Below are 22,854 nucleotides of genomic sequence, written 5' to 3'. Positions count from 1 at the left end.
GAAATTGAGGTTAAGAAAAAACAGATTTAAGCTGCAGATCTTATGATTTCACAGATGATATTGGAGCCGTTACAGTGATCTTATCCAAACAGAGAGGAGTGCACGATGACCTTAAAAACCATTCGTTATAATACGGCTGAACTGGCATGCTAACGGCAATCGCATCCTGTTCAACTTCCCTAAAATCAGCAGCGATAACAACAAAATTGAAAAGAAAATAAGTAAATGTTAGGTCCCAGACTTGGGACCTTTTTTATTCATTGATTTGATGCACAGCGTCAGACACTTCTGCCGGCTCAATCTGTACCAGTTTTTTGCCAAAACTGCGCAGCCACCACACCAGTTGCGAGGTAAACGGCACATTGGAAATGACCTGATACAAGCTATTGTCCAGCTGGATAATCTGCTGGTCTTTGCTTAAACGGGTTTCTTCAAAATAATGTGCATCGGCTTCTGACATGGTCAGTTTCAACTCGATATTTTCAGTCGGCTTGCTGTAATCGACTCTAAAGCCCAGCGCGCCGGATTCAATATAGGCATCAATATCAAAATTAACCGGATGCAGGGCGCGGGAATTTAATACCTCCGCCGATTTAAAGCGATGCAGGGCAAAGGTCTGAATATCGGTTTTGTCGTGTCGGGTGCAAATCAGATAAATCACTGCACCTTTTTGTACCAGCGCCAGCGGATTCAGAATATAGGTCTTTTCTTCCGAAGCGGTGGTACGTGGATGGTAAACACATTCCAGCTGTTTATCCTGCAATAAGCCTTCATAAATGGCCTGTTGTGCGCTTTTATCGACCACTGGCGGAATCAGCGGCTGAATGGCCGGCACAATCCGCACCCGGTTAATCCACTGGCGGACATTGTTCTGGGTCGACAGGCTGCGCCGTGCCAGATCAAACCACGGAGTCATTTCCTCAATCAGGCTAGGTGGTAACAGATGTTTGAGATGTTCTTCCACCATCATAAAGGTGACTGCCTGTGAGCTGGTCATGTGCGGCAGGCTTTGTAGCGGTGCATCGGAGCGCCAGCGCCAGCCTTGCGGGACGGTGCCATTATTTTCAATCGGGAAGCGCTGCGAAATCTGGTTTAAATCGCGCTGGATGGTACGCAGGCTGATATCAATGCCTTCACGTTGCAGAATTTCCTGTAATTCACGGGTACCCATCCATTTTCCGGTAGAAAGGCGGGACAGGATTTGCCACTGGCGATAGAGGCTATTGGACGTTTCTTTTTCTTGTGTCGACATATTGGAATCAGCGCTGAGATAAATATTGGAGAGTACATGGCTATAGTCCACACAATAAGAAATGTCATGCTTTTTGGCAAGTGGCAGGCACGAGGTCTGGCGATAAATTGATACAAGATGAAGCAAAATAAGATTTGTTTTATCTCTAGAGATCGGCGATAAAGAAAGAGTGAATACCAAGTCACAATTATTGGCACTGGAATTGCTTATATAAAATTAGAAAGGATAACAATGATGAGGTTTGTATGCTGAAAGAAAATCAAGATACAAATTCAATAGATACAATAACATCAGACCATCTTTTAGAGCGGGTGCAGGTCTCGGTGACCGATATTTCGCTGCCGCAGCAAAAATCATCTGTATTATTCGAACAATTGAAATCTGAATTTTTTAATGAATTGTCGGGCGAACAGAGCCTTGCCGATAGTGCCGCGCAGAAAATCGAACAATGGCTGACCCAGCACAGTTTAGAAGAACTGACAGCACTGAATGATGCCGCCAAAGCACATTTTCTGTATCAGGGAATTACCTTTACCGTGTATGGCGATCAGGAAGGCACCGAGCGCACCATTCCTTTTGATATTATTCCGCGGGTTATGGCCCGGCAGCAATGGAATACAGTGGCCTTGGGCTGTGCCCAGCGTACCCGGGCGCTAAATCTGTTTTTACATGATATTTATCATCAACAGGATATTCTAAAAGCCGGTATCGTACCGGAACTGCAGGTGCTGACCCACGAAGCCTATCAGCCACATATGCTTGGTCATGGTCTGAAGGGTAAGGTCTATAGTCAGATTAGTGGCATTGACATTATTCGTGATCAGCACGGTGAATTTTTTGTGCTGGAAGACAATTTAAGAACGCCATCGGGTGTGTCTTATATGCTGGAAAGCCGCAAGATTAGCCAGAAACTGATTCCAGAGCTGTATCAGCAGAATAATATTCAGGGCATCGAGCATTATCCGCAGCTTTTAAAAGAAATTCTGGCCGAAAATGCCTATGTCGATCAGCCTTTTATTGTGGTGCTGACCCCGGGGCGCTATAACAGTGCCTATTATGAACATGCATTTTTAGCCCGTGAGATGGGTGTACCTTTGGTAACATCGAGTGACCTGTTTGTATTAAATGACAAGGTTTATGTGAAAACGGTGCGGGGCAAACAGCAGGTTGATGTAATTTATCGCAGGGTAGATGATGCATTTTTAGACCCGCTCTGTTTCAGACCGGACAGCACCTTGGGTGTACCGGGCCTGATGTCGGCCTATTTACTGCATCACGTCGTCATCGCCAATGCGCCGGGAACCGGGGTGGCCGATGACAAATCCATTTATCCTTATGTCGATAAAATGATTCATTTCTATTTGGGTGAACAACCAATCTTAAATAATGTCCCGACCTATCAATGCCGCGAAGCAGATGATCTGGCCTATGTGCTGGAACATCTGGAACAGTTGGTGGTGAAAGAAGCACAAGGTTCAGGTGGATATGGCATGCTGATTGGTCCTCAAGCCTCTGAGGAGCAACTGGCCGAGTTTAAAATGAAAATTCTGGCCGCACCGCAAGCCTACATTGCCCAGCCGACCCTGAATCTGTCGGTGAGTCCGACCTTAACCGAACAGGGCATTGCCGAACGGCATATTGATTTACGTCCTTTTGTGCTCAGCTCGCCTTATCGTACTGAAATTGTTCCCGGTGGCTTAACCCGTGTAGCCATGCAGGCCGGTTCGCTGGTGGTCAATTCATCTCAAGGTGGTGGCATTAAAGATACCTGGGTGGTTGATCCCTTACATTCATAACAACTCCCAAGGAGAATCATGTGATTTTACTGAGTCGTAATGCACAGCAGATTTTCTGGTTGGGTCGTTATTTGACCCGCATCCAGTATTTATGCAGTCAGTTTCCATTTAAATATAATGATGATGCCTTGCAGTATGCACACGCCTTCTGTTTGCCAGCCTTTGATGCGGCATCTTTAAATGAGCTGATTCTAAATCCGGAACAGCCCGCCTCTTTTCATCAGCAGTTTCAGTATGCCAAAGATAATATTCAGGATTTACGCGGGGTCTTGTCGGCACATGCCTATGCCGAATTAAACCAGTACATTAAAAATGCCAAAGAAAATCCGGCCTATATCTGTGATGTAGTTGGAGATTGTCATGAAGTCTTAGAAGCTGAAGCATCTGATATTTTTCTGTTCTTTAAATTGGGCCAGCATCTCGAGCAACTGGACCGGCAATTGCGCTTAAAGCAGGATATTCAGGGCACGGTCTATTATATTGAAGTGGTGGTAGGGTTATTGACCCAAGCCGGCTGGGATTCTTTACCCGAAATCTGGATGAAGCTGAAGCAGCAGCCCGACAGCATGCATTTTTACCAGTTTAGTGACCATATCGAGCAACTGTTCGAGGCCGATGCATGAGGCTCATGATTAATCACCAGACCCATTATCATTATTCGGCACCGGCCTGTAACAGTATTCAATATATTAAAATGACCCCGCCGAACAATGCCCATCAACAGGTTCATCATTGGGCGATTAGTGTGCCAGGGGAATCCGAGATTAAACAGGATGCTTTTCAGAATATCTGGATGACCAGCACCCAGCGCTTTAGCTATCAAAGTCTGAGTATTATGGCGCAGGGCATTGTCGAGTTGCGTCCGCAGATGCGATGGGGCCTGCAAGATCAGCTGAATCCCTATCTATTTTTACAACCAACAGCCAGCACGCTGTGCAGCCCTGAAATGCAGTGTTTTGCACGGCAGTATGTGTTGCAGGTGAATCGTGACAACCTGATCCGTTTGTCAGAAGCGATTTTAAGCCATATGCCATACCGTCCGGCCCAAACTTCGGTGCAGACCACCGCCATTGAAGCCTTTCAGGCCAAACAGGGCGTCTGTCAGGACCATGCCCATGTGCTGATTGCCATGTGTAAATCTTTAGGCATCCCGGCACGTTATGTTTCCGGTTATTTATATAGCAGCAACAGTTCACATCTTGCCAGCCATGCCTGGGTAGAGATATTTTTAGAACAGCACTGGTACTGTTTTGATGTCAGCAATCTAGCTTTTCAGCCAGACTCGCATGTCTATCTGGCCGTCGGGCGGGATTATTGGGATGTGGCGCCGGTCCGTGGCGTAAGAGAAAAAGGCGGCATCGAGCACATGCAGACCATGGTGCAGGTTCTGGCCTGCTAAGTAATGGATGACAATTAAAAGGATAATGCTATGACGTATTGCTGTGCGCTGCGTTTAAAAGATGGTCTGGTGTTTATTAGTGATTCGCGTACCAATGCCGGGGTCGATCACATTTCGGTATTTCGCAAGCTGTATACCTTTGGGGTGGAAGGCGAGCGCCTGATTACCATTCAGACCTCGGGCAACCTAGCGACCACACAGGCAGTCATCGGTCATTTAAAAAATCATCTGACTTTAAACCAGGAACCGCATTTATATAGTGTCAAAACCATGTTTGAAGTGGCAGAATTGGTGGGTTGTTTGCTGAAAAAAGTCATTCAGGATGTTACCGACGATAAAGACGAGCAGCATAATTATTATTGCAATTTGCTGGTGGGCGGGCAGATTAAAGGCGAGCCGATGCAGCTGTATCATATTTATCCGCAAGGCAATTTTATTTGCGCCACGCGTGATACGCCGTTTTTCCAGATTGGAGAAAGCAAATATGGCAAACCAATTCTTGACCGGGCCTTACGCTATGATATGTCGCTGGAAGATGCCTTACGCTGCGGCCTGATTTCTTTTGATTCCACTTTACGTTCCAATGTGTCCGTGGGTATGCCGCTGGACTGTATGGTTTATCATAAAGACAGCCTGCATATTCCTTTGGGCAAACGTATTTGCGAAGAAGACCCGTACTTTGAATATATCAGCAAGCAGTGGTCCGATACCTTAAGACGCGGGTTGCAGGAATTGCCGGTGCCAACCGAAGATTATTTGACTTAAAAGCTCAGTCCCTTTATTTTAATCAAGTTTTCCTTGAATGATAAATCCTTAAGAAAATCAAAAAATATTCGTACAGATCATGATGAGGACTTGAATATGTTTCAGCTTTGCTATGCCAGCCAGAGTACCTCGACGGCTGAAAATTTACTGCAAGATTTACGCAATATTCTGATCGAAGCGCGCAATGCTAATACCCAGCATCAGGTATCGGGTGTGCTGTGCTATGCAGAGGGTTATTTTTTTCAATGTCTGCAAGGTGATGAATAGGCCGTTCAGGAAATTTTTGCCGGGATTGTTGGTGATCCGCGTCATCAGAATATCCAAATTTTTACCGAGAATCATGTTGCCCAGCAGCGTTTTCAGGATTGGGCCATGAAATATGTGATGCGTAATAGCGAGATCAAAGCCTATTTTCAGCAACTCGGTCATGCGCAATTTTTACTGCATCAATTAAATGCCACACAGGTTGATGGATTGCTTCAGGTGCTATATGAGGCGCTAAATCATTCGGTGGTAGATGAGGTGGCTTAAATCTGCTGCCTGCGTTATAAAAAGAATAAAAAAAGAACCTCCATTGAGGTTCTTTTGTTAATCGAGCAGATTAAATAATTTTACGGTCCGGACGCTGGGTTAAGCGGCACAACAGCTCATAACCAATGGTGCCATTGGCTGCAGCAACATCATCCACTAATCGTTGCTTGCCCCAAAGTTCGACTTCCGTGCCTAACTGAACATCCAATCCCGTTACATCAATAGCAATCATATCCATGGCAACACGACCGACTACCACTGCTTTTTGGCCGTTAATGGCGACAAAATTCTGCGCAAAGAAGGCACGTGGATAACCATCACCGTAGCCAATGGACACAATAGCCAGTTGTATAGCTTTATCGGCAGTAAAGGTCGAGCCATAACCAACCTGTTCACCGGCCTGAATCTCATTTAAGGCAATAATTTCTGCGCTAAAGGTCATCACCGGTTTTAAATCCAGCGCATGAATATCTCGATCTGCAAACGGGGTTGCGCCGTAAAGCATGATACCGGGACGGACAAAGTCAAAATGCAGTTCCGGATATTTATAGATGGCGGCAGAATTACAGCACGAAGCTAAAATTGGGGCACAGTCGTTTTTCACTTCCAGAAACTGACGGATCTGTTCATCATTCAGTGGATGATCGGCATCTGCATTGGCGAAGTGCATGGCTAGAACACAGGTAAAACCAGCCGATTTTAATTGCTGAATGACCTCTTTAATCACCTCAAGTTTAAAGCCCAGACGGTTCATGCCGCTGTTGAGCTTAACCCAGACTTTCAGGTTTTTAGAGATATAGGCATCTTTATGTGCAATGAGCCATGCAACCTGTTCAGGCTGATGCACCACAATCTCGATATTCCGTTCAATGACAATTGGCATTTCATCTTTAGTGAACACGCCTTCAATCAGGGTGATGGGTTGCTGGAACCCCAGTTCACGAATTTCCAGTGCTTCTTGTAAACAGGCGACACCAAAGGCATCGCTGTCTTGTAAGGCTGCTAAGCAGTCTTTAACGCCATGTCCATAAGCATTGGCTTTGACCATACTGACAATTTTGGCAGTTGGGGCAAGTTGTCTGACACGGTTTAAATTATATTGAAGCGCAGCGCGATCAATATAAACTGTAGCTTGGCGCACCCTTATTTACTCCTACAGGGTCATGGAAAGGCAATGATGGCTGAATTATTCATCATCATCGTACTGAGCATAAAACTCAGGGGAAAGGTTACTAAAGCGGGTGTATTGGCCTTCAAACGCCAGACGCACGGTGCCAATCGGGCCGTTACGCTGTTTACCAATAATAATTTCGGCAGTACCGGCTTCTTTAGATTCCTTGTTATAGACCTCATCACGGTAAATGAACATGATCAAGTCGGCATCCTGCTCAATCGCACCCGATTCACGAAGGTCGGACATTACTGGGCGTTTGTTGGGACGGTTTTCCAGCGAGCGGTTGAGCTGGGAGAGGGCAATGACCGGACACTGCATTTCTTTGGCTAAGGCTTTCAAGCTACGCGAAATTTCTGAAATCTCGCCGACACGGTTATCGCCCATGCCGGGTACTTTCATCAGCTGCAAATAGTCGACCATGATACAGCCGAGTTTGCCGCCGTGCTGTTTGGCAATCCGGCGCGCACGCGAACGTACTTCGGTTGGAGGCAGTGCTGATGAGTCATCAATATATAAATGCTTTTCTTGTAGCTGTAAAATGGTGCCGGTGACTTTGGACCATTCATCGCCGCTGAGTTTGCCGGAACGTAAATTCCCCTGATGCACTTTGCCATACGAGGAAATCAGACGCATGGCAATTGAATCGGCTGGCATTTCCATGGAGTAAACCAGCGCCGGCAGGTCGTTATTGAACAGTACACTTTCAACCAGGTTCATGGCAAAGGTGGTTTTACCCATTGACGGACGGGCCGCAACAATAATCAGGTCGCCAGCTTGCATCCCCGAAGTTTTATTGTCCAGCTCGACAAAGCCGGTGGTCAGACCGGTAATGTTGCCATCCATTTGCGACAGTTCATTTAACTTGTCGAAGACATCGGCCACGACGGTATTAATGGCTTTCGGACCGGCATTTTTCTTGTTGTTATTGTGCTGCTCGGCAATCTGGAAAATATTGGTTTCAGCGAGGTCTAGAATTTCACTGACAGTGCGGCCTTTGGTGTCATAGGCATTTTGCAGAATTTCCGAGCTGACTTTAATCATGTTTCTTAAGGTCGAAAACTCTTTAATTTTAGCCGCATAAGTTTCCAGGTTATAGAAACTCGATGGTGAATCGGCCATCAGCTGCATGAGATATTCTTCACCACCAATGGCATCAAGCAGATTGTGCTTGATCAGCCAGTCATTGACCAGAACGGCATCATAAGGGGAGTTTTCTTTGGCCAGGGTATCAATGGCACGGTAAATATATTTGTGTCGCGTGGCGTAGAAATCGGATTCCTGTAATACATCTCCGACCTGTTCCAGTGATTCGGCCACGGTCATGAGGGCAGCCAGAACGGCCTGCTCAATGGCCAGGTTATGCGGCGGGGTGCGAAACTCTTTGAGTGCACCGGAATCGTTGCTGGAACTCTCTGTTTTGACTGGAGTTGGTTTGGTGTTGGCCAGCGCCTGTGACATATAATTCCCTGATTTTAATACGATGAATACCAAATAAAACCGGTGGTCTTATAGCATGAATTCAATAAACGGTGTAACCACAAATCATACGCGCTCTGGCAAAAAAAGCGAGCAGATTTTAAGAACGGATGGCTTACAAAAAGGTGAGGAGATTTTTACAGAAATAAAAAAAGAGCATGCCAAGGCATGCCCTTTTTTCTTGCGAGAAATTACTCAGATACGATAGTAACGAGAACTTCAGCAACAACATCATGGTGCAATTGGATTGCGATGTTGAATTCACCAGTGTGACGAAGCGCACCGTTTGGTAAACGAACTTCTGAACGGTCTACTTCTAAACCAGCGTTCGTTAACGCGTCAGCGATGTCACGAGTACCGATTGAACCGAATAATTTACCTTCGTCACCCGCTTTCGCAGTGATTACGATATTTACTTCGTTCAGTTGGTCAGCACGTGCTTGAGCAGCAGCCAATACTTCAGCTTCTTGCTTCTCAAGTTCAGCACGACGAGCTTCAAAAGCAGCAGTGTTTGCTTCAGTCGCAGCAACTGCTTTACCTTGAGGGATAAGGAAGTTACGGCCGTAACCAGCTTTAACTGATACTTTATCGCCTAATTTACCAAGGTTTTTAATGCGTTGTAATAAGATAATATCCACAGCTCAACCTCACTTATGATTGTCAGTGTAAGGGATCAACGCTAAGTAGCGAGCTTGTTTGATCGCAAGCGCTAATTGACGTTGGTAACGAGCTTTAGTACCTGTAATACGGCTAGGAACGATCTTGCCGTTTTCAGTGATGTACTGTTTTAAAGTATCGATATCTTTGTAGTCGATGTACGTAACGTTCTCAGCTGTAAAGCGGCAGAACTTGCGACGACGGTAAAAACGTGCCATTGATGTTCTCCTTATGCTTCAGCAGAGTCTTGGTTAACTTGTTGTGCTTCTTCACGTTGAGCTTTACGCGCACGTTTTTCTTCAGCACTCTTAGCCAGTAAAGACTCTTCAGTGATAGCGTTTTCACGACGGATGATTAAGCTACGAAGGATCGCGTCGTTATAACGGAACAATTCTTCAAGTTCATCAAGAGTCGTTTGACCACATTCAACGTTCATTAAAATGTAGTGCGCTTTGTGAATTTTGTTAATTGGGTAAGCCAATTGACGACGGCCCCAATCTTCTAAACGGTGAATTTGACCTTCAGCTTCTTTGATGTGAGTCAGGTAACGTTCTACCATACCCACAACTTGATCGCTTTGGTCTGGGTGTACCAAAAGTACGATTTCGTAGTGACGCATTGTCAGCTCCTTACGGTTTATGCAGCCCCTGACCAAATAGCCAGAAGCAAGGAGTCACAACCAGGGTTGTGTCGCAAAATTGCGAAGCGTGAATTTTAGTGCTTTTGCTAACGAAATACAAGCCATTGAACAAAGAGCTTGATCACTTATTTCAACAAAAGAGTGAGGTGGGGGAATTATGGTAATAAGCTTACTAATAGAGAGTAAGTATCTATAAATCAGAAAAAAGAGATCGAAGAAAAGAAAACCGGAAGCAGAAGGGGAGTCCCATCTTAAAAGATAGAGAGGGCTCTATCTTTTAAAAGAGGATGATTGAATTTGCAGGATCTTGCGCAGTAATGCTGAAGCTTAAACTGATCACGGTAATTAAAATTACAGAGAACAGGAAAAAGCGCTTTGCCCACAGCTGATCATTTTCTGCTTTAAAGCCGAGGATGGCAATGTACAGCCAGTAAATACACAGGGCATTTAAAATCAGCAGATATAACCAGTTGGCATATCCAAATACAAATAAGGCATTCATGACCACTGTAAACAGAATCACATAAATTAGCGACTCTACTTTGGTGCGATACACAGAACGCGCCACAGGTAAAATTGGAATACCTGCATTTTTGTAGTCATCGAAGCGGTAAATGGCAATCGCCCAGGAATGCGGCATTTGCCACAGTGCATAGCCCAGAAAAATAAGCAGGGCAGCCAGGTCAAACTGGTTTGCAACCGCAGTATAACCAATAACCGGTGGGCTTGCGCCCGAAATACTACCAATAATGGTCTGATGAATGGTGGTGCGTTTGGTCCATAAGCTATAAAAGCCGACATAAACTACAAAACCAATCACGGCAAAAAGGAAAGCGTACGCATTTACCCCAAACCATAAAATACTAAAACCCAGTACACCCAGTACTAAAGCAAACGCTAAAGCAACCGGAACTGAAATGGTTTTTTTTACCATCGCACGATTTTGTGTACGTTGCATTTTTTGGTCGATGTCTTGGTCAATTACGTTATTAACCACACATCCAGATGCCACTACCAGGGTAGTGCCCAGAAGGGTAAGAAGCAGGAGAAGGAAATCTACAGAACCTTGAGTGGCTACAAAGTAGCCACCCAAAGTGGTAACGAAGTTACCGAAGAGAATTCCTGGCTTAGTCAGGAATAAATACTTTTTCAGCATGACAACCAGTTTAGATCATCATGTTGTAGTGAAGGTAGTTCATAATCCATACTGAACCGACTAACAGAATAGCGATACAGAGGATTGTATAAATAAACGCAATCACGTTCCAGCGTTGTTCTGAAGACGAGTTCATGTGCAGGAAGTAAACTAACTGTACAAGAACCTGAGCAACCGCAGTAATCGCAATAACTGTGACCAGCAGACCGCGGCTAAAACCACCTGCCATAACCATACCAAAAGGAATAACGGTTAAAATAACAGACAGGATAAAGCCAACAGAGTACTGCTTGAAGTTACCGTGTGATGCGCCAGCAGCGTTGTGATCGTGACCCATTATAGAACTCCCATCAAGTAAACGACGCTGAATACACAGATCCATACGATGTCAAGGAAGTGCCAGAACAAGCTTAGGCAAGCAAGACGACGCATGTTAGGTAGAGTCAAACCATATTTCTTGATTTGAATCATTAACACGATCATCCATACCAGACCAGAAGTAACGTGAATACCGTGCGTACCAACTAAAGTAAAGAACGCAGATAAGAACGCACTAACGCTTGGGCCATGACCAGCGTGAACTAAATGATTGAACTCATATAGTTCCATGCCAATAAAGATCGCACCGAAGATCCATGTGATGCCTAACCAAGTTAAAACTTTAGCAACATCTTTTTTGTATGCAGCCAGAACTGCAAAACCAAAGGTTACTGAAGAGATCAGCAGGGCGAAGGTTTCAGTTAAAACGAAACCTAAAGACTCGCCAAAAAGATCTTTTGCACTTGGAGTACCAACTGGAACGTGGCTGCTTAATACAGCGAATGCAATGAAGAGTGTACCGAAAATGATCAAGTCACTCATCAAGTAAGTCCAGAAACCAAAGACAGTGATGTCAGTATCATCGTGATGATGATGCTCATCGTGTCCGTGGTTGTCGTGATGAAGTACCTCAGCCATTGTCTTAGTCCTTCTTCAAGTGTTTTTCAAGTAAGGCATAACGTTCGTTTTCAATGCGTTCTACTTCTGCTGCAGGAACATAGTAGTCCACTTTCTTCGTGAACGAGCTCACGATGAACGAAATGATAGACGCGATAAACGTTACAACTACTAACCACCAGATGTGCCAGATAAGTGCAAAGCCCATTACTGTGATAAACATAGCAATCACAAAGCCCGCAGCACGGTTGGTTGGCATGTGGATGTCTTCGTACTTCGCTGGTTTCGCGTAAGCTACGCCATTCTCTTTGTCAGTCCAGAAAGTATCAATACCATTGATCTTTGGAAGATGCGCAAAGTTATAGAACGGAGCAGGAGATGAAGTCGCCCATTCAAGGGTACGGCCATCCCAAGGGTCGCCAGTGTGGTCAAGACGCTGGTTACGTTGCAAGAAGCCAACAATGATTTGCATCAAGAAGCATGCAATACCAATGGCAATCATTACCGAACCCACCATCGCGATCATGACATATGGGTCCCAATCTGGGTTGTCATATGTGTTCAGACGACGCGTCATACCCATGAAACCAAGGATATACAGCGGCATGAACGCAAAGTAGAAACCTAAGAACCAGAACCAGAATGCAGCTTTACCCCAAGTTTCATTCAGTCTCCAACCAAACATTTTTGGCCAGTAGAAAATGATACCTGCGAACATCGCGAATACTACACCACCAATAATTACGTTATGGAAGTGAGCGATCAGGAATAAAGAGTTGTGTACCAGGAAGTCCGCTGGTGGAACTGCCATTAATACACCTGTTAAACCACCGATACCGAAAGTCACTAGGAAGCCAAGTGTCCACAGCATTGGAGTTGTGTAGGTGATGCGGCCCTTGTACATGGTGAATAACCAAGAGAAGATTTTCACACCCGTCGGGATCGCAATAATCATGGTCATGATACCGAAGAACGCGTTAACGTTGGCACCTGCACCCATGGTAAAGAAGTGGTGAACCCATACAACGAAAGACAATACAGTAATTGCTACAGTTGCATACACCATTGATTTGTAGCCGAACAACGTTTTACGAGAGAACGTCGCAACAACTTCTGAGTAAATACCAAATGCTGGTAATACCAAGATATAAACTTCAGGGTGACCCCAAGTCCAGATCAGGTTTACATACAACATTGGGCTACCACCCATGTCGTTTGTAAAGAAGTGGAAACCGAAGTAACGGTCAAGCGTTAACATTGCAATTGTTGCAGTTAACACTGGGAATGAAGCAATGATCAGTACCGCTGTACATAAAGATGTCCAGGTAAAGATCGGCATGTCCATTAATTTCATGCCAGGCGCACGCATCTTGATGATGGTAACGAAGAAGTTAACACCCGTTAGAAGCGTACCTAAACCGGAGATCTGTAATGCCCAGATGTAGTAGTCCATACCTACGCCTGGAGAGTATTCAATACCTGACAGTGGAGGATAAGCCATCCAGCCTGTTGCAGCGAACTCACCAATTGCAAGTGAAACCATGATTAGACCCGCAGCACCAGCGAACAGCCAGAAGCTTAAAGAGTTTAATAATGGGAAGGCAACGTCACGAGCACCAATCTGTAAAGGTACAGAGATGTTCATCAAGCCTACTACAAGACCCATTGCCACGAAGAAGATCATGATCACACCGTGTGCGGTGAAGATCTGGTCGTAGTGCTCAGGGTGTAAATAACCTTCGCCACCACCTCGTGCAAGGAATTGCTGAAGACGCATCATGATCGCATCGGCGAAACCACGCAGCAGCATGACCACAGACACGATGATATACATGATACCAATTTTTTTATGGTCTACAGATGTGAACCATTCATTCCACAGGTAACCCCATTTCTTGAAGTAGGTAATACCCGCAACAAGAACGAGACCGCCCAGGATCATCATTACAACTGTAGCCTGTACGATTGGATCGTACGGAATTGCATCTAGTCCTAACTTACCAAACATGTCTTATTCCTCTACAGAAGCAGTCGCATGTTCAACGTTTACATGAGCTTCTGAAGCAGGCGCTTCAAGCGCAGTTTCAGCTTGAGCTGAATGGTCTGCACCATGATAGTTACTCATGTATTTATTGATCACAGATTCAAACAAGCCTTGCTCTACAGAAGAGTAATAAGTCACAGGATGTGGCTGAGTCTTATAAGGACCTTCTGCTTCAGCAGTTGCAGCAAGTTTTTTCTCTAGTTCTGTTTTCGCGTTACGAACCATTGCATCAATTTGTTTCTGTGAACGGTTACCGTCACGTAAAGATGCAAATTCAGCTTGATCTAGAACTGTTTTTTGAACAGCTTCAGGATTGATCGTTGTGCCTTGTCCGGCTTTAACCGCAGTTACCCATTGATCAAAATCAGCTTCAGTTACAGAGTGAGCAAGGAAGCGCATTTGAGAGAAACCGTAACCTGAGTAGTTAGACGAGAAGCCGCGGTATTGACCAGTGCTGTTCGCTAATATGTTCAGGTGAGTCTGCATACCCGCCATTGCATAAATCTGACCAGACAATGCAGGGATAAAGAACGAGTTCATTGTAAAGTTAGATGTTAAACGAAGGCTTACCGGCGTTTGCTCTGGGAAGCGGATTTCGTTAACAGTCGCAATGTTCTGTTCTGGGTAGATGAAGATCCATTTGAATTGTTCGGCAATAACCTGAACAGTTAATGGAGCCTTATCTGACTCGATTGGACGGTATGGGTCATACTTGTGGGAACCCCACCAAGTTAACCAAGCTAAAATACCAATAATAATAACCGGGATACCCCAAACCACGATTTCAATCGCAGTAGAGTGTGCCCATGTTGGTTTATAGTCTGCATCTTTATTTGATGCGCGATATTTCCAACCAAACCATAATGCCATGATGATTGAAGGAATCACCACTAATAGCATCAAGTAGATCGCAGTCATCATCAGGTTCGATTGACCTTCAGCAACTGGACCTTGCGAGTTTAGAAGTACCATATCACCACCACACCCGGTTAAGAGTGCAGCCATCGTAGATAAAGACAATACAGCTAAAATCGTTTGTCTCATTTTACAACCTCGGTGAAGAGTCCCATTCCCTAATTTAATTATGGGATAGCGATTATAGTGTCGCATGATTGATAAGTATTTTTTTGACGCAAAAATCCTTGTCAATCATGATACACCGCTACGTTGTAGGGCATTATGCCTGATATCGACAAACTAAGCTACTCAAAAAGCGGCTTTAAATGACTGTAATAAAAACCGATTCTGTCACTCGGAATTAACTTTTTTACGAAATATTTTTATTTGTATATCAATGTAATGAATAAAAAAGGGATGAAATTTCATCCCTTTTTTGATCTTTTATTTTTCTTGCTTTACGACTTTGGTTTTGGCCAGTTTGTCATGCAAGGTCTGACGTTTTTCACCCAAAGCGAAGATATAATCGGCAATTGTAATAAACGGCATGAATAACAGATTCAAAATAATGAAAACCAGGGTACGCAGGGCAAATACGCGGGTCAGGCCTACTTTGCTGTGGTCTTCAGCATCGACAATCTTGATTTTGGTTAAACGTTTACCAATACTCTGTCCACTTTTGGCCAGCAGAAACGCCTGAATCCCGAGCATAATCAGCAGGTAAATAGCCATCATTTGCCAGGCATCGGCAGGAATCAGGCGAAACAGTTCTGACTGTAATTGCACGGCCTGATCAGAGCTGGTGGCTGACTGCATTTTCTGTTGCAGTTCAGACAGTTGACCAAACTGGTCCTGCGTTAAAAAGAAAGATGGAATGGCGGCAGCCGGTAACCACAGCAACAGGTCAATAATTTTCGCCAGTGCACGGGTGCCGATAGAGGCCAGTTCGGTTTGAGTGGCTTTTGCTTGCGGCTGGTTCAGGCTTGAATTGTTATAGCTGGCAGTATTCTGCGGCTGCTGAAACGGTGATGCTTCCGGTGCGGCCGGCGCAGGCTCGTAGCCTTCAGGTTGATATACAAGTTTACCTTGGGTGAGCTCACCTAAAGCTTTCCATTCTGTCATCCCTTGATGCCATGCAAGATCTGTCAGTAACACTTGCTGGCTGGCAAGCATCTGGTTTACTTGCTCCAGGGTATATGGACCGGCTTGTTGATTATTTCGTGCCAAGTAAATCTGCATAAAGTTTAAATCTCAAATCTATAAATAAAAAAGACCCAATGACTGGGTCTTTTTTAACATGTTTTATTAAGCTTGTTGAGCTTTTTCTTCAGCAAGGAAGAACCAGGTGTCTAATACTGAGTCTGGGTTCAGCGACACAGATTCAATCCCTTGTTCCATCAGCCATTTTGCCAGGTCAGGGTGGTCAGATGGACCTTGACCACAGATGCCGACATATTTGCCCGCTTTACGGCAAGCATGAATCGCCATCGACAGCAGGGCTTTTACCGCTGCATCACGTTCATCAAACAGGTGAGAAACAATACCTGAGTCACGGTCTAAACCAAGGGTTAACTGGGTCAAGTCGTTTGAACCGATTGAGAAACCGTCGAAGTGTTCAAGGAATTGCTCAGCCAACAGGGCGTTGGTTGGTAATTCACACATCATGATCACTTTCAGACTATTTTCACCACGTTTCAGGCCATTTTGTGCCAGCAGTTCCATCACACGTTTCGCTTCAGCCACAGTACGTACAAATGGAATCATGATTTGTACGTTGGTTAAGCCCATTTCATCACGGACTTTTTTCAGTGCGCGACATTCAAGCTCGAAGCAGTCACGGAAGTTGTCTGATACATAACGGCTTGCACCACGGAAGCCTAGCATCGGGTTTTCTTCTTCCGGCTCGTATAACTTACCGCCAATCAGGTTGGCATATTCGTTTGATTTGAAGTCAGACATACGCACGATGACTGGCTTGTCTGCAAACGCGGCTGCCAGCGTTGAAATACCTTCTACCAGTTTTTCCACATAGAATTCAACTGGAGAAGTATAACCCGCAGTACGTGCCATTACGGCTGCACGTGTTTCACGTGGCAAGCTGTCAATATTCAGTAGTGCTTTTGGATGCACACCAATCATACGGTTAATGATGAACTCAAGACGTGCCAGGCCAATGCCTTCGTTTGGAATTTGCGCGAAGTCAAATGCACGGTCCGGGTTACCCACGTTCATCATGATCTTGAACGGCAGCGCAGGCATCGACTCGATTGAGTTACGTTGTACTTCAAAATCTAAAGCACCTTCGTAAATGAAACCGGTATCACCTTCAGCACAAGATACTGTCACTTCCTGACCGTCAGTCAAGACTTCAGTGGCATTACCACAACCCACAATTGCAGGAACACCTAATTCACGCGCAATAATCGCAGCGTGACAGGTACGACCACCACGGTTCGTGACAATGGCAGCGGCACGTTTCATCACTGGTTCCCAATCCGGGTCGGTCATGTCAGAAACCAGTACATCACCGTCTTGGACTTTGTCCATTTCTTTAATCGAGGTTACGATGCGAACTTTACCAGAACCGATACGCTGACCAATTGAACGGCCTTCACACAACACAGTGCCGCGTTGTTTCAGCAGGTAGCGTTCCATGGTGCCCACGTTTTGACGGCTTTTCACTGTTTCCGGACGCGCCTGAACAATGTAAATTAAACCGTCATCACCATCTTTGGCCCATTCGATGTCCATTGGTGCACCATAGTGCTCTTCAATGATTAACGCCTGTTTTGCCAGTTCTTGCAGTTCGTGATCGTTTAAGGCGAACTGTTGACGGTCGGCTTTTTCAACATCAACCACAACCACAGATTTACCAGCCGCACCTTCTTCACCATAAATCATTTTCTGGTGTTTAGAACCGAGGTTACGACGTAGAACTGCGTGTTTACCTGCTCTTAACAGTGGCTTAGAGATATAGAATTCGTCCGGGTTGACCGCACCTTGTACCACCATTTCACCCAGACCGTAAGAAGCCGTAATAAAGACTGCATCACGGAAACCAGATTCTGTATCCAGGGTGAACATTACACCTGCGGCACCTGTTTCTGAGCGCACCATGCGTTGTACGCCAGCAGACAGGGCAACAACATCATGGTCAAAGTTTTGGTGTACACGGTAAGAAATTGCGCGGTCGTTGTACAAAGAGGCAAATACTTCTTTAATGGCAATCAGGACGTTGTCGATGCCACGGATGTTCAGGAAAGTTTCCTGTTGACCCGCGAAAGAAGCATCTGGCAAATCTTCTGCGGTAGCAGATGAACGAACGGCAACCGCGATGTCAGGGTTGCCGTTAGAAAGTTCTGCGAAAGCATCGCGGATTTCTTTTTCAAGTTCTGCCGTAAGCGGAGTGTCGATAATCCATTGACGGATTTTTGCGCCTGTCTCAGCAAGAGCATTGACGTCATCTACATTTAACGTTTTAAGCTCGGCTTGAATTTTAGCGTTTAGGCCACTTTGCTCGAGAAATTCACGATAAGCTTGAGCCGTTGTCGCAAAGCCACCTGGTACAGAGACGCCAGCATTAGACAAATGGCTGATCATTTCGCCCAGAGATGAGTTTTTCCCACCTACGAGCTCAACGTCGTGTTTCCCTAATTTTTCTAGACCAATTACGCGCGCTTCCAAAGTTATTACTCCACTTTTGCAGTATTAATCACTATCTTGGCATGAAATTATATTGAATATGCTTAGCTTTTTGATTTAACTAAGCGACAGTCATGTAAGATCAGTTTACTATAAAGATTATATAGCACTAAGACAAATGTTTAAGGAGAATTTTAATGTCCGAAGGTAAACAAATTAAGCGGAGTGTTTTTTTTATTTCCGATGGAACTGCAATTACAGCTGAAACCCTTGGACATTCACTCTTAGCGCAATTTCCAAATGTAGACTTTGATATTCACATTCATCCTTATATTACGTCTGAAGAAGCGGCAATGAATGTGGTGACTGAGATTAATGCGCGTGCACAGCAAGATGGTCAACTGCCTTTGGTTTTTGACACGCTAGTAGATCAATATGTGCGTGACATTATTAACACTGCAAAAGCGATTAACCTAGATGTGTTCGAAGGCTTAATTAGCAAGCTTTCAGAGGAATTGGGTACACCACCAACCACCTTGGTTGGACAAACTCACGCAGTGACAGATTCTGAGTCATATAAGGCACGTATTGATGCGGTACATTTTGCTTTGGACAATGATGATGGCGCACGTACCCGTCACTATGACAAAGCTGATCTGATTCTCATTGGCGTATCCCGTTCTGGTAAAACCCCAACCTCGATTTATTTGTCATTACAGTTTGGTATACGTGTGGCCAACTATCCACTGACCGAAGAAGATCTGGATGATAACCGTTTGCCAGCTGTGCTGCGTCCACACAAACATAAATTATTCGGTTTGATGATTGATGCCGAGCGTCTGGTGGCAATTCGTACCGAACGTAAAGCCAATAGCCGTTATGCCAGCTTTAACCAGTGCCAGATGGAATTACGTGCCATTGAAGGCATTTATATTTCTGAAGGTATTAAATACCTGAATGTGTCTGAAATGTCGATTGAAGAAATTTCCACCCGTGTCCTGCAAATGACCGGTCTAAAACGTCGTATTGGTTAAGTAATTGTTGTTAAAGCTGGAATACTACAGGCTGCAGTATTCCAGTGGATATTAGACTGAAAATAAATTAAAAAACTAAAAAATCGGCCTAAAATCCTGTTTCATCCATTGCTCTCATCGGCTTGAAAATTAATAACACTTTTCTCTTAATTTACCGCTCTTTTAATTTACTTGTACCTGTATTTACTTTTCCGGATTACGGTGAGTCGTAATAATCACATCGACCTTATATTCACTGCCATCAATGGTATAAATACTGTGTTCTGCAATTCGGGCAATGGGCCAGGTAATTAACTGGCAGTTGTCACGTTGCAGCGCAGCATAATAACTGTCCGATTTAAAATAGGCGTGCTGGGTATCGGCAATATTCGGGGTTAGCTGACGTTTTAGCCAGGTATCTACCACCTGCGCATCTAAAAAGCGCAAGGCCAGAATATTCTTGACCCGGTTGTTAAACAGCCGGCGGTTTTTAAATACCAGTGGATGGCTGATTAAACGATGGATACCGCGTTCGGTACTCGGTAATACAAAATGCGGTTCAATCTGAAAGACTTTAACCTGACTGGCGACCTGGGCAATTTTGTCCAGCTGCGAGACACTGTCCTGATTGGCACCAATAATCACCACGCTGCGTTGACTGAAGTCATGCTGTTTGCTGTCTTTGGCACTGATGCAAAGCCCCTGAAAGGCATGAAAGTCTGCTGCACAATTTTCAAAAACGCTTTTGCCGGTATCCTGCTGTTTAACGACCATGAGGGCATCCTTTCATTCTTGGTTTTATCAATTTAGATGTTTTACTCTATTTTTAGTCAGCTCTTGCTGGAAGGTAAAGCGCTTTAACTATCTGGCCAGTCATTTCGGTCACGGTGACGAAAATATCAGTGCAGGATGGGGCGAGAATAGATTCACCGTCACAATAAAAAAAGCCTGTAAATCCACACGGTTTACAGGCTCCATTACAGCTCGATGAAACTTATTTGAGCTGCATCAGGTAGTCAAAGTTTTGCAGACGTTTTTCAGTGTCATAGACATCACAGGTAAAGATAAACTCATCGACCTCATAACGGCTCAACAACTGTTCTAAGCCGGCTTTAACAGTCGAAGGTGAGCCAATTTGACCCATGGCATAGAAGTTATCCACCGACATTTTTTCAGCCGGTGACCATAAACCGTCCATGCTGGCGACTGGCGCTTTCAGTTTCAGGCTCTGACCACGCATTAAACCTAAAACCCGCTGATAGGCACTGGTGGCCAAAAACTGCGCTTCTTCATCGGTGGCCGCCACGACCGTTGGCACGCCCATCGATACATAAGGCCGATCTAGATATTCAGACGGCTGGAAGTTATCCCGATACAGCTGAATGGCCTGACCGAGCATCCGCGGCGCAAAATGTGAGGCAAACGAGTAGGGCAGACCCAATCGGGCTGCCAGCTGGGCACTAAACAGGCTGGAACCGAGTAACCAGACCGGAACATGGGTGCCTTGTCCCGGCGTCGCTACAATGCGTTGCTGCGGTTCAGGTTCTTTGAAATAGTGCAGAATTTCCAGCACATCTTGCGGGAACTGGTCTTCAGTTTCCTGACGGCCACGGCGCAAGGCACGCATGGTGGTCTGATCGGTGCCGGGCGCACGACCAAGACCCAGCTCAATCCGGTCCGGATAGAGTGTAGCCAGTGTACCGAACTGTTCTGCCACCACTAAAGGGGCGTGGTTGGGCAACATAATCCCGCCAGAGCCGACTTTTAAAGTCTGGGTGTTGGCCAGAATGTAGCCGAGCAGCACCGCTGTGGCCGAGCTGGCAATGCCGTCCATATTATGATGTTCAGCCAGCCAGAAGCGGGCATAGCCCAGTTTTTCTGCCCGTTGCGCCAGCTCTAGCGCATGATGCAGGGAAAATTGAATGGTTTTATCGTCACGAACCGGTGCCAGTTCCAGAATGGAAAATTGTGTGTCTTTTAAACTGCGCATTGGCGTTCTCTATTCACATATCTATGGCTCACAGCATACGTTGTGTCCCGATGTTTGTATATCGCTTTTTTTCGATATAAGGTTTCATCGTGTAAAACAACACAAGCACCCGAAGGTGCTTGTGATAGGTTCAGATTTTGAACTTTGAAATTAACGGCGTTTCCCGTTTTTATAATGACCCAGATGCAGGCCATTATCACCGCGGTAACGGTCATTATAACGATAGTCGTTGTAACGGTAGCCACGGCTGTCGTAGCGACGGTCATAACGGTCATCATAACGGCGATCTTCGCTGACTTTGGTACCTAACACTGCACCTGCACCACCACCTAAGGCTGCGCCAATATAACCACCATTGCTGCCGGCCATGTTTTTACCGACACTATAACCACCAGCGCTACCTAAAGCGGCACCAATGGCTGCACCATTGCGGTCACGTTTATCGGCAGAGACTGCTGCACCACCGGCACCACCCAAGGCAGAACCAATTAACGCACCGGTTGAGCCGCCCATTTGCTGGCCAATGGCTGCACCGACCACACCACCTAAAGCGGAACCTACTGCGACACGGGTGTTGTTGTCGGCGTGTGCTGTACCCATCATAAGCGCTGAGCTGGCCAGTACTGTACTCAATAAAATTTTGTTGATCTTCATGGTTACACTCCAAAGAGCACATTCAATTTGTCTTGACTTTAATGTAGAAAAACTTTGAGAAAAGATCGTGGAGGGCACAGGTGTCAAAATGCTAATTTTGGTCAACGCTGTGTAATTTTTCTGTCGAATCTCTTCATAATTGCCTCCTCATCCATCTACTGAAAAAATGAAATCCCAGGCGTAAAAAAAGCATCCTGAAGATGCTTTTTTACAAGGGGAGAATTAACGACGACGTTTTTTCTTCCATTTACGTTCCTGGTAACGGTCGTATTCTTTATCTTTGGAAATCTTGTTACCCAGCGCTGCACCACCGGCTGCACCGAGCGCTGCACCAATATAACCACCATTCGTACCGCCCATGTTCTGACCCACGGTATAACCCGCACCGCCACCTAAGGCACCGCCAATGGCAGATTCAGTACGATGGCGTTTGTTACTGGCTACAGCTGCGCCACCTGCACCACCTAAAGCCGCACCAATGGTTGCACCCGTGGTACCGCCCATGTTTTTACCTAAGGCTGTACCTGCGACACTACCTAAGGCACTGGCTGCAGCTACACGGGTCGCATTGTCAGCATGTGCATTCACCGTCATGAAAGAAGTGGCAGCAAGCGTTGCACTTAATAAAACAGCATTGAGTTTCATATTCACTCCATGTCCAAGAGCGGACTTTTTAATGTCATTTGATGGCAGTAAATGTAACAAAAGGATTCCCTGCAAATATGGAGAGGCACCTTCATAATTCAGTGCTTTGGTTTCGGCTTTGTATAAGTTGTATTAAAACTGTCGATTTTATCGGCAGCCCAGACTTTAAATTGAAAGAGGCAGGATG

Annotated in this window: 23 protein-coding genes and 1 pseudogene; 7 read left to right on the top strand and 17 right to left on the bottom strand. The window is 45.3% G+C overall.

Features of this window, described 5'->3' with window-relative positions; all coding sequences use genetic code 11:
* Nucleotides 1-253: 253 nt before the first annotated feature.
* On the bottom strand, nt 254-1,252 hold the full coding sequence (locus GA693_RS06425) for a helix-turn-helix transcriptional regulator (RefSeq protein WP_160241211.1): 999 nt from the start codon (nt 1,250-1,252) through the stop codon (nt 254-256).
* A 245-nt stretch (nt 1,253-1,497) separates the two neighbouring features.
* On the opposite strand from GA693_RS06425, the gene GA693_RS06420 reads away from it, so the two are divergent.
* From GA693_RS06420 to GA693_RS14940, 6 genes and pseudogenes are all read left to right on the top strand, one after another.
* Nucleotides 1,498-3,048, top strand: a complete 1,551-nt coding sequence (locus GA693_RS06420) for a circularly permuted type 2 ATP-grasp protein (RefSeq protein ID WP_160241212.1) — start codon at nt 1,498-1,500, stop codon at nt 3,046-3,048.
* 20 nt (nt 3,049-3,068) lie between these two features.
* Nucleotides 3,069-3,671, top strand: coding sequence for an alpha-E domain-containing protein (locus tag GA693_RS06415; protein ID WP_160241213.1), 603 nt, complete (start codon nt 3,069-3,071; stop codon nt 3,669-3,671).
* Nucleotides 3,668-4,447: a transglutaminase family protein gene (locus tag GA693_RS06410; RefSeq protein WP_160241214.1), complete on the top strand. Its 780-nt coding sequence runs from the start codon at nt 3,668-3,670 to the stop codon at nt 4,445-4,447. Before GA693_RS06415 ends, GA693_RS06410 begins: the two co-directional genes overlap by 4 nt.
* Nucleotides 4,448-4,477: 30 nt before the next feature.
* Nucleotides 4,478-5,212: a proteasome-type protease gene (locus tag GA693_RS06405; RefSeq protein ID WP_005178750.1), complete on the top strand. Its 735-nt coding sequence runs from the start codon at nt 4,478-4,480 to the stop codon at nt 5,210-5,212.
* Nucleotides 5,213-5,308: 96 nt separating this feature from the next.
* Nucleotides 5,309-5,530 (top strand): annotated as a pseudogene (locus GA693_RS14945) (BLUF domain-containing protein); the annotation flags it as partial.
* A 54-nt stretch (nt 5,531-5,584) separates the two neighbouring features.
* Entirely contained in the window at nt 5,585-5,743 is a 159-nt protein-coding gene (locus GA693_RS14940; RefSeq protein ID WP_267313208.1) for a hypothetical protein, read from the top strand.
* A 70-nt stretch (nt 5,744-5,813) separates the two neighbouring features.
* Here the strand turns inward: GA693_RS14940 and alr are convergent, their stop codons facing one another.
* The 12 genes from alr to ppsA form a co-directional block, all read right to left on the bottom strand.
* Nucleotides 5,814-6,884, bottom strand: a complete 1,071-nt coding sequence (gene alr, locus GA693_RS06395) for an alanine racemase (protein WP_160241215.1) — start codon at nt 6,882-6,884, stop codon at nt 5,814-5,816.
* Nucleotides 6,885-6,929: 45 nt separating this feature from the next.
* Nucleotides 6,930-8,375, bottom strand: coding sequence for a replicative DNA helicase (gene dnaB, locus GA693_RS06390; RefSeq protein ID WP_005178744.1), 1,446 nt, complete (start codon nt 8,373-8,375; stop codon nt 6,930-6,932).
* A 209-nt stretch (nt 8,376-8,584) separates the two neighbouring features.
* The gene (rplI, locus tag GA693_RS06385) at nt 8,585-9,031 is read right to left on the bottom strand and encodes a 50S ribosomal protein L9 (protein WP_005178742.1); all 447 of its coding nucleotides are present in this window, start codon (nt 9,029-9,031) and stop codon (nt 8,585-8,587) included.
* A 9-nt stretch (nt 9,032-9,040) separates the two neighbouring features.
* Nucleotides 9,041-9,268, bottom strand: coding sequence for a 30S ribosomal protein S18 (rpsR, locus tag GA693_RS06380; RefSeq protein ID WP_004719336.1), 228 nt, complete (start codon nt 9,266-9,268; stop codon nt 9,041-9,043).
* An 11-nt stretch (nt 9,269-9,279) separates the two neighbouring features.
* Nucleotides 9,280-9,669: a 30S ribosomal protein S6 gene (rpsF, locus tag GA693_RS06375; RefSeq protein ID WP_005178734.1), complete on the bottom strand. Its 390-nt coding sequence runs from the start codon at nt 9,667-9,669 to the stop codon at nt 9,280-9,282.
* 298 nt (nt 9,670-9,967) lie between these two features.
* A complete protein-coding gene (gene cyoE / locus GA693_RS06370; protein ID WP_160241216.1) occupies nt 9,968-10,846 on the bottom strand; it encodes a heme o synthase in 879 nt (292 codons plus the stop codon).
* Between the two features lie 10 nt (nt 10,847-10,856).
* On the bottom strand, nt 10,857-11,186 hold the full coding sequence (locus tag GA693_RS06365; RefSeq protein ID WP_171065104.1) for a cytochrome o ubiquinol oxidase subunit IV: 330 nt from the start codon (nt 11,184-11,186) through the stop codon (nt 10,857-10,859).
* Nucleotides 11,183-11,803 carry a cytochrome o ubiquinol oxidase subunit III gene (gene cyoC / locus GA693_RS06360; protein ID WP_005178726.1) on the bottom strand — a complete coding sequence of 207 codons (621 nt, stop codon included), beginning with the start codon at nt 11,801-11,803 and terminating at the stop codon, nt 11,183-11,185. Before cyoC ends, GA693_RS06365 begins: the two co-directional genes overlap by 4 nt.
* 4 nt (nt 11,804-11,807) lie before the next feature.
* On the bottom strand, nt 11,808-13,790 hold the full coding sequence (cyoB, locus tag GA693_RS06355; RefSeq protein WP_104491607.1) for a cytochrome o ubiquinol oxidase subunit I: 1,983 nt from the start codon (nt 13,788-13,790) through the stop codon (nt 11,808-11,810).
* A gap of 3 nt (nt 13,791-13,793) precedes the next feature.
* Nucleotides 13,794-14,870 carry a ubiquinol oxidase subunit II gene (gene cyoA, locus GA693_RS06350; RefSeq protein WP_104491605.1) on the bottom strand — a complete coding sequence of 359 codons (1,077 nt, stop codon included), beginning with the start codon at nt 14,868-14,870 and terminating at the stop codon, nt 13,794-13,796.
* 297 nt (nt 14,871-15,167) lie between these two features.
* Complete coding sequence (locus tag GA693_RS06345) at nt 15,168-15,962, bottom strand: RDD family protein (protein WP_075166879.1); 795 nt, start codon at nt 15,960-15,962, stop codon at nt 15,168-15,170.
* Nucleotides 15,963-16,028: 66 nt separating this feature from the next.
* The gene (ppsA, locus tag GA693_RS06340) at nt 16,029-18,407 is read right to left on the bottom strand and encodes a phosphoenolpyruvate synthase (RefSeq protein ID WP_160241217.1); all 2,379 of its coding nucleotides are present in this window, start codon (nt 18,405-18,407) and stop codon (nt 16,029-16,031) included.
* A gap of 155 nt (nt 18,408-18,562) precedes the next feature.
* On the opposite strand from ppsA, the gene ppsR reads away from it, so the two are divergent.
* Entirely contained in the window at nt 18,563-19,399 is an 837-nt protein-coding gene (gene ppsR / locus GA693_RS06335; protein WP_104488923.1) for a posphoenolpyruvate synthetase regulatory kinase/phosphorylase PpsR, read from the top strand.
* A 183-nt stretch (nt 19,400-19,582) separates the two neighbouring features.
* Here ppsR and GA693_RS06330 read toward each other — a convergent pair whose 3' ends face one another.
* The 4 genes from GA693_RS06330 to GA693_RS06315 form a co-directional block, all read right to left on the bottom strand.
* On the bottom strand, nt 19,583-20,152 hold the full coding sequence (locus GA693_RS06330; protein ID WP_160241218.1) for an NAD(P)/FAD-dependent oxidoreductase: 570 nt from the start codon (nt 20,150-20,152) through the stop codon (nt 19,583-19,585).
* 220 nt (nt 20,153-20,372) lie between these two features.
* Nucleotides 20,373-21,368, bottom strand: coding sequence for an LLM class flavin-dependent oxidoreductase (locus tag GA693_RS06325; RefSeq protein WP_005178716.1), 996 nt, complete (start codon nt 21,366-21,368; stop codon nt 20,373-20,375).
* Nucleotides 21,369-21,518: 150 nt separating this feature from the next.
* A complete protein-coding gene (locus tag GA693_RS06320; protein ID WP_045794933.1) occupies nt 21,519-22,022 on the bottom strand; it encodes a glycine zipper domain-containing protein in 504 nt (167 codons plus the stop codon).
* A 222-nt stretch (nt 22,023-22,244) separates the two neighbouring features.
* Nucleotides 22,245-22,667 carry a glycine zipper domain-containing protein gene (locus GA693_RS06315; RefSeq protein ID WP_005178713.1) on the bottom strand — a complete coding sequence of 141 codons (423 nt, stop codon included), beginning with the start codon at nt 22,665-22,667 and terminating at the stop codon, nt 22,245-22,247.
* Nucleotides 22,668-22,854 lie beyond the last annotated feature (187 nt).

The organism is Acinetobacter indicus, from assembly GCF_009914475.1.
GTDB classification, from domain to species: Bacteria; Pseudomonadota; Gammaproteobacteria; order Pseudomonadales; family Moraxellaceae; genus Acinetobacter; species Acinetobacter indicus.
The sequence above is the reverse complement of the archived record's forward strand: the minus strand, read 5'-3'. Positions and strand labels throughout refer to the sequence as shown.

Coding starts and splice junctions, on each gene's coding strand:
- GA693_RS06425 (WP_160241211.1), bottom strand. CDS start 1,252: ATGTCGACACAAGAAAAAGAAACGTCCAATAGCCTCTATCGCCAGTGG.
- GA693_RS06420 (WP_160241212.1), top strand. CDS start 1,498: ATGCTGAAAGAAAATCAAGATACAAATTCAATAGATACAATAACATCA.
- GA693_RS06410 (WP_160241214.1), top strand. CDS start 3,668: ATGAGGCTCATGATTAATCACCAGACCCATTATCATTATTCGGCACCG.
- GA693_RS06405 (WP_005178750.1), top strand. CDS start 4,478: ATGACGTATTGCTGTGCGCTGCGTTTAAAAGATGGTCTGGTGTTTATT.
- GA693_RS14940 (WP_267313208.1), top strand. CDS start 5,585: ATGAAATATGTGATGCGTAATAGCGAGATCAAAGCCTATTTTCAGCAA.
- dnaB (WP_005178744.1), bottom strand. CDS start 8,375: ATGTCACAGGCGCTGGCCAACACCAAACCAACTCCAGTCAAAACAGAG.
- rpsR (WP_004719336.1), bottom strand. CDS start 9,268: ATGGCACGTTTTTACCGTCGTCGCAAGTTCTGCCGCTTTACAGCTGAG.
- rpsF (WP_005178734.1), bottom strand. CDS start 9,669: ATGCGTCACTACGAAATCGTACTTTTGGTACACCCAGACCAAAGCGAT.
- cyoE (WP_160241216.1), bottom strand. CDS start 10,846: ATGCTGAAAAAGTATTTATTCCTGACTAAGCCAGGAATTCTCTTCGGT.
- cyoC (WP_005178726.1), bottom strand. CDS start 11,803: ATGGCTGAGGTACTTCATCACGACAACCACGGACACGATGAGCATCAT.
- cyoB (WP_104491607.1), bottom strand. CDS start 13,790: ATGTTTGGTAAGTTAGGACTAGATGCAATTCCGTACGATCCAATCGTA.
- cyoA (WP_104491605.1), bottom strand. CDS start 14,870: ATGAGACAAACGATTTTAGCTGTATTGTCTTTATCTACGATGGCTGCA.
- GA693_RS06345 (WP_075166879.1), bottom strand. CDS start 15,962: ATGCAGATTTACTTGGCACGAAATAATCAACAAGCCGGTCCATATACC.
- ppsR (WP_104488923.1), top strand. CDS start 18,563: ATGTCCGAAGGTAAACAAATTAAGCGGAGTGTTTTTTTTATTTCCGAT.
- GA693_RS06330 (WP_160241218.1), bottom strand. CDS start 20,152: ATGGTCGTTAAACAGCAGGATACCGGCAAAAGCGTTTTTGAAAATTGT.
- GA693_RS06325 (WP_005178716.1), bottom strand. CDS start 21,368: ATGCGCAGTTTAAAAGACACACAATTTTCCATTCTGGAACTGGCACCG.
- GA693_RS06320 (WP_045794933.1), bottom strand. CDS start 22,022: ATGAAGATCAACAAAATTTTATTGAGTACAGTACTGGCCAGCTCAGCG.
- GA693_RS06315 (WP_005178713.1), bottom strand. CDS start 22,667: ATGAAACTCAATGCTGTTTTATTAAGTGCAACGCTTGCTGCCACTTCT.